General features: G+C 47.5%; 10 protein-coding genes, 16 tRNA genes and 1 rRNA gene. 3 read left to right on the top strand and 24 right to left on the bottom strand.

Annotated features, from left to right (window positions below; all coding sequences use genetic code 11):
* Nucleotides 1-200 precede the first annotated feature (200 nt).
* The 4 genes from ACX93W_RS20405 to ACX93W_RS20390 form a co-directional block, all read right to left on the bottom strand.
* Nucleotides 201-284, bottom strand: coding sequence for a TetR/AcrR family transcriptional regulator (locus ACX93W_RS20405; protein ID WP_459394301.1), 84 nt, complete (start codon nucleotides 282-284; stop codon nucleotides 201-203).
* Between the two features lie 331 nt (nucleotides 285-615).
* Nucleotides 616-1,377: an oxidoreductase gene (locus tag ACX93W_RS20400; protein WP_459394210.1), complete on the bottom strand. Its 762-nt coding sequence runs from the start codon at nucleotides 1,375-1,377 to the stop codon at nucleotides 616-618.
* 249 nt (nucleotides 1,378-1,626) lie between these two features.
* Nucleotides 1,627-2,343, bottom strand: a complete 717-nt coding sequence (locus ACX93W_RS20395) for a 3-ketoacyl-ACP reductase (protein ID WP_459394209.1) — start codon at nucleotides 2,341-2,343, stop codon at nucleotides 1,627-1,629.
* A gap of 58 nt (nucleotides 2,344-2,401) precedes the next feature.
* Complete coding sequence (locus ACX93W_RS20390; protein ID WP_459394208.1) at nucleotides 2,402-3,226, bottom strand: aldo/keto reductase; 825 nt, start codon at nucleotides 3,224-3,226, stop codon at nucleotides 2,402-2,404.
* A 328-nt stretch (nucleotides 3,227-3,554) separates the two neighbouring features.
* On the opposite strand from ACX93W_RS20390, the gene ACX93W_RS20385 reads away from it, so the two are divergent.
* Nucleotides 3,555-5,309 carry a glycoside hydrolase family 2 protein gene (locus ACX93W_RS20385; RefSeq protein ID WP_459394207.1) on the top strand — a complete coding sequence of 585 codons (1,755 nt, stop codon included), beginning with the start codon at nucleotides 3,555-3,557 and terminating at the stop codon, nucleotides 5,307-5,309.
* Between the two features lie 27 nt (nucleotides 5,310-5,336).
* A complete protein-coding gene (locus tag ACX93W_RS20380) occupies nucleotides 5,337-6,245 on the top strand; it encodes an ArsR/SmtB family transcription factor (protein ID WP_459394206.1) in 909 nt (302 codons plus the stop codon).
* Nucleotides 6,246-6,299: 54 nt separating this feature from the next.
* On the opposite strand, the gene ACX93W_RS20375 is transcribed toward ACX93W_RS20380, so the two are convergent.
* The 3 genes from ACX93W_RS20375 to ACX93W_RS20365 form a co-directional block, all read right to left on the bottom strand.
* Nucleotides 6,300-7,322 (bottom strand): NADH:flavin oxidoreductase/NADH oxidase, encoded by a 1,023-nt coding sequence (locus ACX93W_RS20375; protein WP_459394205.1) that lies wholly within the window; start codon nucleotides 7,320-7,322, stop codon nucleotides 6,300-6,302.
* 112 nt (nucleotides 7,323-7,434) lie between these two features.
* Nucleotides 7,435-7,863, bottom strand: a complete 429-nt coding sequence (locus ACX93W_RS20370; RefSeq protein ID WP_459394204.1) for a MarR family winged helix-turn-helix transcriptional regulator — start codon at nucleotides 7,861-7,863, stop codon at nucleotides 7,435-7,437.
* A 469-nt stretch (nucleotides 7,864-8,332) separates the two neighbouring features.
* A complete protein-coding gene (locus tag ACX93W_RS20365; RefSeq protein WP_459394300.1) occupies nucleotides 8,333-8,953 on the bottom strand; it encodes a nitroreductase family protein in 621 nt (206 codons plus the stop codon).
* 306 nt (nucleotides 8,954-9,259) lie between these two features.
* Between ACX93W_RS20365 and ACX93W_RS20360 the strand changes: the two genes are divergently transcribed.
* Nucleotides 9,260-10,675 (top strand): copper amine oxidase N-terminal domain-containing protein, encoded by a 1,416-nt coding sequence (locus ACX93W_RS20360; protein ID WP_459394203.1) that lies wholly within the window; start codon nucleotides 9,260-9,262, stop codon nucleotides 10,673-10,675.
* Nucleotides 10,676-11,088: 413 nt separating this feature from the next.
* Here ACX93W_RS20360 and ACX93W_RS20355 read toward each other — a convergent pair.
* The 17 genes from ACX93W_RS20355 to ACX93W_RS20275 form a co-directional block, all read right to left on the bottom strand.
* Nucleotides 11,089-11,167: transfer RNA gene (locus ACX93W_RS20355), tRNA-Leu, on the bottom strand.
* A 27-nt stretch (nucleotides 11,168-11,194) separates the two neighbouring features.
* A tRNA-Arg gene (locus ACX93W_RS20350) sits at nucleotides 11,195-11,271 on the bottom strand.
* Nucleotides 11,272-11,287: 16 nt separating this feature from the next.
* Nucleotides 11,288-11,361, bottom strand: a tRNA-Cys gene (locus ACX93W_RS20345).
* A gap of 9 nt (nucleotides 11,362-11,370) precedes the next feature.
* Nucleotides 11,371-11,445, bottom strand: a tRNA-Gly gene (locus ACX93W_RS20340).
* Between the two features lie 3 nt (nucleotides 11,446-11,448).
* A tRNA-Gln gene (locus ACX93W_RS20335) sits at nucleotides 11,449-11,523 on the bottom strand.
* 24 nt (nucleotides 11,524-11,547) lie between these two features.
* Nucleotides 11,548-11,623 (bottom strand) — tRNA-His (locus tag ACX93W_RS20330).
* Between the two features lie 20 nt (nucleotides 11,624-11,643).
* Nucleotides 11,644-11,717 (bottom strand) — tRNA-Trp (locus ACX93W_RS20325).
* A 5-nt stretch (nucleotides 11,718-11,722) separates the two neighbouring features.
* Nucleotides 11,723-11,807, bottom strand: a tRNA-Tyr gene (locus tag ACX93W_RS20320).
* A 4-nt stretch (nucleotides 11,808-11,811) separates the two neighbouring features.
* Nucleotides 11,812-11,887 (bottom strand) — tRNA-Thr (locus ACX93W_RS20315).
* A 13-nt stretch (nucleotides 11,888-11,900) separates the two neighbouring features.
* Nucleotides 11,901-11,976, bottom strand: a tRNA-Phe gene (locus ACX93W_RS20310).
* A gap of 14 nt (nucleotides 11,977-11,990) precedes the next feature.
* Nucleotides 11,991-12,067 (bottom strand) — tRNA-Asp (locus ACX93W_RS20305).
* 35 nt (nucleotides 12,068-12,102) lie between these two features.
* Nucleotides 12,103-12,179: transfer RNA gene (locus ACX93W_RS20300), tRNA-Met, on the bottom strand.
* A gap of 6 nt (nucleotides 12,180-12,185) precedes the next feature.
* Nucleotides 12,186-12,261 (bottom strand) — tRNA-Val (locus ACX93W_RS20295).
* A gap of 64 nt (nucleotides 12,262-12,325) precedes the next feature.
* Nucleotides 12,326-12,400 (bottom strand) — tRNA-Glu (locus tag ACX93W_RS20290).
* 4 nt (nucleotides 12,401-12,404) lie between these two features.
* Nucleotides 12,405-12,495: transfer RNA gene (locus tag ACX93W_RS20285), tRNA-Ser, on the bottom strand.
* Nucleotides 12,496-12,498: 3 nt separating this feature from the next.
* A tRNA-Asn gene (locus ACX93W_RS20280) sits at nucleotides 12,499-12,574 on the bottom strand.
* A gap of 152 nt (nucleotides 12,575-12,726) precedes the next feature.
* Nucleotides 12,727-12,849, bottom strand: a 23S ribosomal RNA gene (locus tag ACX93W_RS20275); the annotation flags it as partial.

The raw sequence follows: 12,849 nt of genomic DNA, 5'->3' as shown, positions 1-12,849 counted from the left end.
TTTTAAGCCTTCAGCTTACTTGCTTTTCGAAAACGGCTATGCGCATGGATTCCAGTCGAACGTAAAGGGGGTTATTGTCGACTAGCTCCATCAGCTCTTTCAAGACGAGATGTTTGAAGTTATCGAAATTTCGTATCGGCTTTTCCTTCGCCATCTTCGTCAGAGTAGCGAGCCTCTTTTCATACTCCCGGCATAGCAGGCTAAAAAAACAAGGCTTCCTTTGTTTTAAAGTACACAAACAAAATTCCATTCGACATGCCCATTCGCTTGGCAATATCGGACATCTTAATTTTTTCATACTCCGATGCCAAAAACATTTCAGCCGCTTGATCCATAATCACCTATGCTTTTAGCGCTTTGGCCTCAGGCGTCATTGCGCGTTTCACCATAGGGTTCATCACTCCATTCGATTTTGTGTAATCAATCATCGATTTGGAGTCCAAAACAAAATTACTGTCCTCTTAGCTTTTCAGGAAGGCTCTAACCGACTCATCAAAATCGTTGCAAAATGCTTTGGACATTTTTTCCGCTCCATTGTTCCGAGTTAACCGGTTAATTTGCATCGTAGCAATGTGATCATTTGTTAACGTAGCGACTTTTTTAGGAATCACATTGTCAAATTCCATCTCTACCTCTACCCCCAACCAGATAACGTGTTTTCGGCCTTTCCACAGTTACAGCCTTTCCGATAGTCCGTGCAATCAACTCCGGCTTAGACAATTGATTGCCCGTATAGTTTTTAATCATCCAATCGGCCGTTTTGTTGGCGGCTTGAGCATACGCTCCTTTTGCAGATACCTTTTTCAGACCTTCTGCTGCAATGATGCCCCAGTCCGTTTTAATACCGCCTGGCTCCACAACAATGACATCAATGCCAAATGGCTCCAATTCCAATCGCAAGCAATCCGAGAGACCTTCTACAGCAAATTTCGTTGCATGGTACCACGCGCCAAAACTGGTCCAAATCTTGCCGCCCATCGAGGAGACGTTAACGATTTTGCCGAACTTGTTTTTGCGCATGCTCGGCACCACAAGCTGGATCAATCTGGCTAATCCGAACACATTCACTTCCATTTGACGCCTCGCTTCTTCCATCGGAACGTCTTCGACTGAACCATAGGAGCCATATCCTGCATTGTTGACAAGAACTTCAATTCTTCCTTCTTTTTTTAGAATTTCATTAACAGTCTGGATCATTGATTCTTCACTGGTTACATCGAGTGAAATAGGCCGAATGCCTTTTGTTTCCAGATCCTGCATTTTGTCGATACGCCGGGCAGCCGCATAAACCGTAAAACCTTTGCTTTTAAGTTCAATAGCCGCCTCCTTGCCGATTCCTGAAGAAGCTCCTGTAATTAATGCAACTTTTTGGCTCATGATAAAAACCTCCGTTTTGTTATTTGACTATAGGTCAATTATAAATGACCATAAGTCAATTTTTAACTCGTTTAAAATAAACTTCTTCGGTTATCATGATCTCTCCAAAAATATAGGTTGAAGCATGCAAAAAGCCCTGTATGCTCACAGAATCAGAGCATACAGGGCTTCCCTATTTAGTATTCGCTAATTATTGATTGGTTTTCATCTATTCAGCATAAAAAACATGAGTTTGCCGCTGAAAATTTGTTAAGCAGGGTTTGTTGTCCAAATACCTGCGCTTTTTAGCAGAACTCTTTGCGGCAGCTTCAATCCGGCAAGGATTAATTCTGCAACGTCTTCGGGCTGCATCATATGGTCCTCGTCCCCAATTTTCAAACCAAGACCTACCGCCATCCCCGTATTGACAGTGCTTGGCGTAAGCGCCGTAACTCGAATATTCGATTTGCGAACCTCTTGCATCAGAGCTTCCGTCAATCCCATGACCGCAAACTTTGAAGCACAATAGGCTGAGCCGTTCGCAAAACCCTTTTCGCCCGCTGTGGAAGAGATGTTAATGATATTGCCCGTATTTTGAGCGATCATCGCAGGCAATACCGCGCGGCAGGCATAATAAGTGCCGAACAGGTTGGTTTGAATTATGTTCTCCCACTTGTCGCTATCCATATCCAGAACCGTGCCGAAATCCGCAATACCCGCGCTGTTAATCAAAATATCAGCCGAACCCAATTGTTGAATCAACGCCGCAATCGCCGTATCGACCTGCTCCTTTACGGAGATGTCCGCGGCAGCGATATAAACCTGAATGCCATATGCATCCTCAAGCTCTTTTTTTGCTTGCTCCAGATCGCTCGCCGTTCGGGAGATCAAACCCAGATTAACGCCTTCCGACGCCAATTTGATTGCTGTCGCCTTGCCGATTCCTTTACCCGCTCCCGTAATAATGGCCGTTTTATTGTTTAACATCCAATAGCCTCCTATACTATCATTCATTTTGTGCTGCAAAAATAATCATGCTTTCCAATTATCTGTTGTGAAGTTCATTTGGATGCGGGCCTTTGCGGCGGTTGCAGTCCAGCCCATTGATTTGCTCCATGTCATCCGCAGTTAATTCGAAATCAAAGACATTAATATTTTCAGCGATTCTGGACGGAGTAACCGATTTGGGAATAGCGATCGTATTACGCTGAAGATGCCAGCGGAGCACGATTTGAGCCGGCGTTTTGCCGTGCGCTTCAGCCAGCTTCACAACAACCTCATCCTTCAGAACATCACCGCCTTGATCCAGCGGACTCCAAGCCTCCAGGAAAATATCATGCTGCTCGCAAAATGCCCTTAATTCATTTTGAGCCAAGTAAGGATGACATTCCACCTGATTAAGAACCGGCTTTACTTCGCATTCCTTGAGCACCCGCTCCAAATGCTGGATCTCAAAGTTGCAGACGCCGATTGCCTTCACTTTGCCGTCATGGTAGAGCTTCTCAAGCGCCTTATATGTATCGATGTATTGATCGAATTGAGGCGTCGGCCAATGAATCAGGTACAAATCGATATAATCCAGCTCCAGCTTCCCCAGGCTTTCCTCAAAAGCGCGCAGCGTATTTTCGTAGCCTTGATCGCCGTTCCAGACCTTCGTCGTAATAAAGAGGTTCTCCCGAGGAATTCCGGACTGCTTGATCGCTTCGCCCACTCCACGTTCATTCCGATAAATCATTGCCGTATCAATCGATGTATACCCTGCTTTAAAAGCATTTTCTACAGCTTCGGCAGCCTGCTCGTCGCTAACCCTCCATACGCCGAAACCAAGCTGGGGCATTTGCAACCCGTTGTTTAACGTTACATGATTCATGTCGCTTCACCTCTTATATTTTTTAGAATAGTGAACTTACTTGCCCGGCAACTGTAAATGTGTTCTTCATTCTATTTAACAGTATATACAATATTATAAACGCATTGAGATTGCTTTTGGAAATAAAGAACTTCCTCTCGCATTCCTTTCATATTCCCACGCATTTAGTTAACCATTTAATTAATTATTTAATTAGTCATTTAGTTGTGCTATAACATTTTTTCTGTTTAGATTGACTAAAACCCCTTTTTAAGCTATAAAATATGTAACAAGTGATTTTTAGATTAATTATATAATTAACCATTTAATTAACTTAATGGAGGAACCTATGACGAATCCAATCCATTCCATTCCTCGGATCGAGCACCCAAGACCTCAATTCATGAGAAATGCCTGGCTGAACCTGAACGGCGAATGGCAATTTGAATTTGATGCTTCCCGCAGCGGAAAAGAACGCGGCTTGCATAAGCCGGAGGCCGAGCTGGGGCGCACAATTGTCGTACCATTTTGTCCGGAGAGCAAGCTTTCCGGCATCGGACATACCGATTTTATTCCCGCTGTCTGGTACAAACGAAGCTTTGTCCTTCCGCCAGACTGGCAATCCGGCGAAGTTCTGCTGCATTTTGGCGCCGTTGATTACGAGTCCGACGTTTGGATTAACGATGTTTATGTCGGCCGTCATCGCGGCGGTTATAGCTCTTTCTCGTATCCCATTCGGCATGCGCTTCGCGAAGGCGACAACGTAGTTACCGTATACGCCGAGGATGATGTTCGTTCCGGCAAACAGCCGCGCGGCAAACAAAGCAGCGCCTACCGTTCCCAAGGCTGCGACTATACAAGAACGACGGGCATTTGGCAAACCGTCTGGCTTGAGCATGTCCCCGCTACCTATATCTCGTCGTTCCGTCTGTATCCCGATCCCGCTAACGGCTGCTTGCATGTGAGCGCCAAGGTTAACGGGCCAACGTCCGGCTTCTCGCTCCGTTGCTCCTCATCCTTTGAGGGAAGGGAGACCGGCAAGCAAACGGTTTATGTCAGTGCCGGATCAGTAAGGCTGACTCTGCCGCTTTCGGAGGAGCATCTTTGGCATCCCGGTTCTCCCAAGCTCTATGATCTTCAACTGGAGCTTTTGCAAAACGGCGGAATTATCGACAGCGCAAGCTCCTATTTCGGTTTGCGCTCCATTCGCCTTGACGGCATGGCATTCCGAATCAACGAACAGTCGGTGTTTCAACGGCTCGTGCTGGATCAAGGCTTTTATCCTGATGGCATCTACACGGCTCCAACCGACGAAGCGTTAAAAAAAGATATTGAGCTATCGCTTGCCGCCGGCTTTAACGGCGCTCGCTTGCATGAAAAAATGTTCGAGCCCCGTTACTTGTACTGGGCCGACAAGCTTGGTTACTTGATTTGGGGAGAACATGGCAACTGGGGCCTGGATATTAGCGATTCAAGCGCACTCTCCGCCTTTTTTCCGGAATGGATGGAAGGCGTGGAACGGGATTTTAATCATCCCAGCATTATCGGCTGGTGTCCGTTTAACGAAACTTGGGATTCCCCAAGCGGAACCCGTCAGAATAACGAGGTGTTGCGTATCGTTTATGAAACGACCCGAACCATCGATCCTACGCGCCCCGTCATTGACACAAGCGGCAACTTCCATGTTGCAACCGACATCTTCGACGTTCATGATTACGACCAAGATCCCGAAAGCTTCCGCAAGCGTCATCAGCCGTTAGCGGACGGCGGAGAGCCGTGGGTTTCCTTCCCGGAGCGTCAGGCCTACAGCGGGCAGCCCTATTTTATCAGCGAATACGGCGGCATTGGATGGGACCCGGAACAAGCCACGGAAGACGGATGGGGTTATGGCGACCGCCCCAAAACGGTAGAGGAATTCAAACTCCGCTACGAAGGGTTGACGAACGCGCTGCTGGATAATCCCAATATGTTTGGTTTCTGCTATACGCAGCTATACGATATTGAACAAGAAATAAACGGCTTGTACACTTATGAACGAGAACCTAAATTCGATCTGGCATGGCTGAGGAGCATCAACAGCAGGCGTGCCGCTATCGAGGATTAAATAAGCAACCTGAAACGGGGTAAATCCATGAACATCAATGTATCGACGGAGCAAGTCCATCTATTCGAAGCGCTTGCCTCCGAGAGCCGAATCCACATGATCAAGCTGTTGGAGGTCCGCCCGATGAACATCAAGGAAATGGCCGAAGCGCTTGGTTTTTCATCGGCAATCGTGACGAAGCACGTTCAGAAGCTGGAGGAAGCCGGCATCATTGTATCCGAAGGGATTTCCGGCTTGCGCGGCCGCCAGAAGGTCTGCCGCTTGGCAATTGATGAAATTACGCTCCAGTTTCGGACACCGGCTGTGCCCGCTCCCAACCGATACAACATATCGATTCCGATCGGCCACTATACCGACTATCATGCAAAACCAACCTGCGGTCTGGCCTCTTCCGGCAAAATCATCGGCATGTTCGACGATCCGCGCTATTTCTCCGATCCCGAACGGACAGACGCTGCCCATCTATGGTTCAGCAGCGGATTTGTCGAATACCGGATACCGAATTATTTGTTATCCAACCAAAAAGCCGACGCTATCTCCATCACGCTTGAGCTATGCTCGGAGGCGCCGGGCTTTAACGAAAACTGGCCATCGGACATCCATTTTTATTTAAACGATGTAAGCATCGGCTATTGGACCTGTCCAGGAGATTTCGGCAGCAACCGCGGGGTTCATACACCGGAATGGTGGAAGCTCGGCACCCAGCACGGGCTGTTGAAAACGATCCAGATTAAACCGCAGGGCTCCTACATTGACGGGATGCAGATGTCCGATATCGCCATAACCCAAATCCCGCTGCCTTACGGCGAAGATATCCGGTTTCGTATCGCCGCTCCCGAAACGGGAAAAAACGCCGGCGGACTCAGTTTGTTTGGCAAACAGTTCGGCAACTATAATCAGGACATCCAATTTGAAATCCTTTATGGAGACAAATAAGCGGGCAAAAGCCTCCAAATCCGCCTTGCAAGCGGGTTTGGAGGCTTCTCTATCTCAAAAACCAGTTTTATATTGCTTCGGAATCGTCGTTTCTTTCTTTAGTTGCGCAGCCGCTTCAAGCGCCCAATGCGGATTCCGCAACATCCCTCTTCCGACGGCAACCAGATCGGCATCTTCATTGCCCACAACAGCGTTCGCCACAATGGGATCATCAAGTCTACCAACCGCGATTACCGGAATGTCGAGCGTTTCTTTGATAGCCCGGGCCAGCGGCACTTGATACGCCGCGTGGGTGCCTGGTCTTCCTCCTGCCCCGATTGGACCTTCGCCGCCCGATGAAACATCGAAAGCATCAACGCCCGCTTCCCGGTACACTTTGGAAAAAGCCAGACTTTCTTCGAGGCCATATCCGCCGTCTACATACTCTTTGGCGGATATCCGCATAATAAGCGGCATATCCTCGGGCATTTCGCCTTTAACCGCCTCAATAACTTCGCGGCCAAAGCGAGTCAACTCCTGGCCGTATTCATCGGTTCGCTTGTTGGTTAGCGGGGAGTGGAATTGATGAATCAAATAACCATGAGCACCATGAATCTGGATGGCATCAAAACCGGCTTTTACCGCGCGAGCTGCAGCAGCCCGGAATTTCTCCACCAAACCTTTGACTTCTTCCGTCTCCAGAGCTCTCGGCTGCTTTGAATTTTCGTCAAACGCTATTGCGGACGACGATACCGGCACAGCCGCATCTTCCGCCTTTCGGCCGGCATGGGCGATTTGAATTCCCACTTTAGCGCCGTATTGATGGCAAGCATCAACAATTCTTTTTAATGCGGGAATTTGCTCATCACTCCACAAGCCCAGGTCATAATCCGATATGCGGCCATCAGGCTCCACATCCGTCATTTCAATGATGATAAAACCGGTTCCGCCGATCGCCCGGCTTACGTAGTGCAAATAATGCCAGTCCGTGGCGATGCCGTCCCTCTGCTCAACGGAATATTGGCACATCGGAGGCATCACAATCCGGTTTTTCAGCTCCAGGCCTTTCAGCTTAAATGGACTATACAAATCATTCATGAATAAAGCTCCTCTCAAAATGGTAAACTTTTATCAAGTTGCATGCACATGCATATATAAAGGGAGGAAAAAGCCTTGCATTAGACGCTTTATATGGAGTTGCGGAAATCAATTAAAGCTTTTGCAGGTGAGTCTGCAGCTCTGATTTCAGTCCTTCATCCGATAAAGCGGATTGCAAAACTTCATTAAAAGTTTGAAGCGCTTTTTGCAGCTTCTCTTCGCCGTATTCGGTTATGCAAGTATATATCCCTCGGCGATCATCCTCGCAGACATGCCTTTGCAACGCTCCGCAGTTTTTCGCTTCCATTCTTCCCACAAGCCGGGAAACCGCGCTTTGGCTCAGATCAACCATCTCCTGAAGCTGCTGCAGTCTCAGTTTCTTTTCTTCAGTTTGGGAGATAAAATGGAGAACATAAAATTCCTTTAACGACAATCCATACTTCTCCTGAAGCGCACGCTCCAACTCGTCATTAATGCGGCTTTGGATATGCGACAAAGACAACCACCTGGTTAAACGTTCATCATCGTTAAAGGTATTCATTCCACTCACCTGATTTCATTCACAAAATAAACATGCGCATGCATATAATTTATCTGATATTTGCGCTCTTGTCAATAACGCTAAAAAGGGGGTATCCGAAAGGTCTGTTCCGTTACTGCGGGATAAGAGGCTTCCGACTTCCATATTCAGGCTTGTAAACGGTAAGCGACGTCTTTGTGGAGTGCTTGAGCCGGTAGCTAGCCCCACGCTACGGACATCCATGACCGTTAAAGCCTTGTTTTGATAGAATGTCCATCTCTAAGGGTCATCCATGACCATAAAAGCATATTTTCATCCCCAAAACGCGGCTTTTGAGGGTATAAAGGACACGGGTGACCGTTAGCTGAAGCCAATGCTTCCATCTGAGCGCCTAGCGGTCATCAGTGACCGCTAGGCGGGCAAAAGGCAGCTGTCGAAGTTCATTTCAAAAAAATGCAAATCGTTCCATTTGACTTTTCGGACAAATACTTTAGTAATACGTTACAAATTCGGAAATAGGCTTTCGGTAGCCGCGAGGTTTACGGCTGCTGATCTTTTCCCTGCCGATTGTAATCATCAGCACCGGTTCAAATTGCTCTTTTATTGACAATACCTCGCGAAGTGCAGTCGGATTGAAGCCAATCATTGGACAAGTATCCCAACCCTTGCTTTTTGCGGCAAGCAAAAATAACATCGCCGATAGCGACGCATTGCGAATCGCTTCGTCCCTCTGATATTGCTCGCCATTGCTTTCATATGTAGTCGCAACCAGACGAACAGCATGATCGTATTCCTGCTGACTATATATGCCGAGATCCAACAGGCCTTCATAGATTCGTCCAGCTTCCCTGTAGGCAAGCTTGTCGCCCAGAACAATAATGACCGCTGATGCTGTGCCTACTTTATGCTGGCCCATCGCCGCCTGCTTAACCTTTGCCTTTAATTCTGGTTCAGTTACAACCAGGTAGTTGGCATGCTGCAAATTGGAAGCCGATGGAGCCATCTTGACCAATTGAAAAATTTCATCAAGTTCCTGCTTGGTAATCGGGTTGTTTTCCAAAAAATTGCTGGCCGATCTTCTTTCATTTACCAGCTTTACAAATTCGTCCATCATGTCTACCCTCCCAGGAAATCAAACCTATTGACCTACTAAAAACATCCTGTAGTCGTCAACATCAGTATACCAAATATGCAAAATTGCATCTAGAAGAGCACAAAGAATCTGCATAACGAATTACATCAATGTGCTAGCTTACATATATTTCGGTAATCGAAACGACTTTTTCCCTGCTGGCTTCAATTTTGAAAGGCACCGTAATTGGCTCCTCTCTTCCCCTGTACAAAAAGGGCTGGAATTCGTTCTTAGCTTAAACATGACGGTACAGTATGGTCAACCAAAGGCGAACAGCTTAAGGATTTGAAAGATATCTCCTTGTTTGAATCGGGCAATGGAGCTATGGCCTATGTGACCAGCAGCGGTGAAATCCATCATTCCTACCTGAAATATGTAGCCGATCGGGTAGCTGATGCATCGTCTATTGTCTCCTTGGAGATATTGAGCAATTCATCTAATGCATATATGGACAACTCCGGAAAAGTTGTAGCTGTTAACTTGATACACTATGATTACAACGAAGGAGACGTTCAATTTTTCCCGCATGTTGTGACAACGGATGCCGTGCATATTTCTTCAAGCGGTGGCGATACGCTGCTTGTGACACGAAAAGATGGAACGGTGTGGAAAACAGATACTTACGAAAACAAGTACAAGCTGTTGAAGCAGGTGGAAGGCATCAAAAATGCGGCCAAAGCTTCCATCTACGGAGGAAAACTCATTAATCGTCCAAATGATGACAGCACTCAAACCGGCCCCTATCGTGGCATGCAATGGCTTGTTCAGCAAAAGGGCGGAAACTGGGTTATTTACGAGCAGCCGCAAAACGGAAAAGGATTAGATGCAACGCCAATCGTAACCGTAGGAAATATAAACAAAAAAGTTACGCTTTCAACCAGTCCCGGCAGCAATTTAACCGGGGCCGTGTACGCTAACGGGTCGGCGATGCTGCCGGTGAGAAGCGTGTTCCAGTCTTTGGGTGGAACGGTCGCATATACTAAAGCAAGCAAAAGCTATGATATTAAGCTGGGTTCTAAATCTATCATTCTGAAAGTAGGCCAGAAAAAGGCGACAGTTGACGGCAAAGAAGTTGCTCTGGATCAGGCAATTCGCGAAGAAAATGGGGTTGTGCTGTTCCCGGCCACATTCCTGACCAAAGCGGCAGGCGCTTCTGCAAAGTGGGATACCAAGCTGAAGCAGATGAAAGTTTCCGTTGGCTCAGGAACGATGATTATTGAGTCGTCCGACACGCCAAAAAATAAAAAGAAGGAAGTTCAGGGAGCGCTCGCCAATTTTATCGGCAAATCGTTTTGGGTGAATCAATATAGTGACTGGGAACGTTTTATCAAGCTTACAATTACTGATATTCTTCCGGTAGGCGGAGAAAACTTCGAGATGGTTTTCGTCAAAGCTGACGGCAAAACAATAAAATCGGAAGTGACGTCACGAGAATTTGTATCCAGAATTTTGGGCGATCCTTATACGTTCCTGTCTTTCGATCCATATAAGAAATATAACTGGTCGTCTTCAATCTGGAATACCATTAAAGCGTCCAAAATTTCTATCGTCATGACTAATACCCAGGTAGATCTGTCATGGGGACGGCCTTCAAGCACCTCCAAATCATCCCTCCAAGGGATTCCTGTAGAAATATGGAGGTACGGATCCCAATACGTCGTTTTCACCAATGGCGTAGTTACCGAAATTTATACTTATTAGCAATTGAAGACGCCATTGGCTCTTAAGACACTGAAGAAGCTTCACGGAGAAATAAACAGAAAGTATGATTCCACGGAAGTGCCGTTCGAAAGTCATTCCTTAATGACTTTCCGAATGGCACTTTGTTTAAATGGAGTCGCTTTTGGCCAGACGTTCTTTCTAAATAACCTGCAACGCTCCAGGTTCATCCTCAGATGCCCGAAGCAGGCGGATTTGTAAGATAGCTTTTACATCGTACAAATCGACTGCGTGCGTACAAGCAGCCTTCTGCCGTCCGGTTAGCAGACATAGGCTTTGTACGACTCCAGGATGCTGGCCGTTCACCTTTGCTCCGCGTTTACCCAAATAATAGGTTAAGAAATATAAAAAAGCCCATCAGAGATAATCTCTAATGAGCTTTTTTAGTGGTTGTATACCGGCGAGAGGACTCGAACCTCCACGGTTTCCCACTCGATTTTGAGTCGAGCGCGTCTGCCATTCCGCCACGCCGGCATATATGAAGGTATTGCTTTGTAAAGATGGCGCGGCCTAAGAGATTCGAACTCCTGACCTTTTGATTCGTAGTCAAACGCTCTATCCAGCTGAGCTAAGGCCGCAAAATATGAGATTTTGTGGAGGCGCCACCCAGACTCGAACTGGGGGTAAAGCTTTTGCAGAGCTCTGCCTTACCACTTGGCTATGGCGCCATAATCTTATGGAGCGGAAGACGGGAATCGAACCCGCGACCCTCGCCTTGGCAAGGCGATGCTCTACCGCTGAGCCACTTCCGCAAATGGCTGGGGATCAAGGATTCGAACCTTGGAGTGACGGAGTCAAAGTCCGTTGCCTTACCGCTTGGCTAATCCCCAACATGTTACCAATCAAAGTGTTAATGGGGCGATCGATGGGACTTGAACCCACGAATGCCGGAGTCACAGACCGGTGCGTTAACCCCTTCGCCACGACCGCCATGTCACACTCTTTAGAATTGGCAGGGGCAGCAGGAATTGAACCCACACCAAAGGTTTTGGAGACCTTTGTTCTACCTTTAAACTATGCCCCTAAAACTGGTGGAGGATGATGGATTCGAACCACCGAACTCAGAGAGAGCAGATTTACAGTCTGCCGTGTTTAGCCACTTCACTAATCCTCCAAAATGGTGCCGTCGAGAGGACTTGAACCCCCAACCTACTGATTACAAGTCAGTTGCTCTACCAGTTGAGCTACAACGGCGTATGAAATTGAATGGTGGCTCGGGACGGAATCGAACCGCCGACACGAGGATTTTCAGTCCTCTGCTCTACCGACTGAGCTACCGAGCCTGATGATGTTGTAATGGCGGAGCTGACGGGATTCGAACCCGCGGTCTCCTGCGTGACAGGCAGGCATGTTAGGCCTCTACACCACAGCTCCACAACATATGTACCCGGAAACCACTGAAGGTAATTTGGTTGCGGGGGCAGGATTTGAACCTGCGGCCTTCGGGTTATGAGCCCGACGAGCTACCGAGCTGCTCCACCCCGCGTCATTATGGTGGAGGATGACGGGATCGAACCGCCGACCCTCTGCTTGTAAGGCAGATGCTCTCCCAGCTGAGCTAATCCTCCATGAGCGACTTTTATATCTTACCACACAATGTGGTTTGATGTCAACTCTTTTGTAAAGTTTTTTTGGTGACCCGTAGGGGATTCGAACCCCTGTTACCTCCGTGAAAGGGAGGTGTCTTAACCCCTTGACCAACGGGCCTTACTGGCAGAGAGGAAGGGATTCGAACCCTCGATACGCGATTAACGTATACACGATTTCCAATCGTGCTCCTTCGACCACTCGGACACCTCTCTGTATGGCTCCCCGAACAGGACTCGAACCTGTGACAACTCGATTAACAGTCGAGTGCTCTACCAACTGAGCTATCAGGGAATATGGCGATTTGCAATGGCTTGCTTCCTGAATCGCTTCAGAAAATACGCGACCATTCATTCAATGTTTGCACATTGAAAACTGGATACGAAAGAGTGCTTCACGTGTACTTTAGCTGGTTGCTTGACGCTTGTATGAGCAATCAAGTCTATTAGGATAAGCCCTCGACCGATTAGTATTCGTCAGCTCCACACATTGCTGTGCTTCCACCCCGAACCTATCAACCTCGTCGTCTTCAAGGGGTCTTACATACTGGGAAATCTCATCTTGAGGGG

It is taken from the genome of Paenibacillus sp. CAU 1782, from assembly GCF_054551715.1.
Note: the sequence above shows the minus strand (reverse complement) of the source record. Positions and strands in the feature narration are given on the sequence as shown.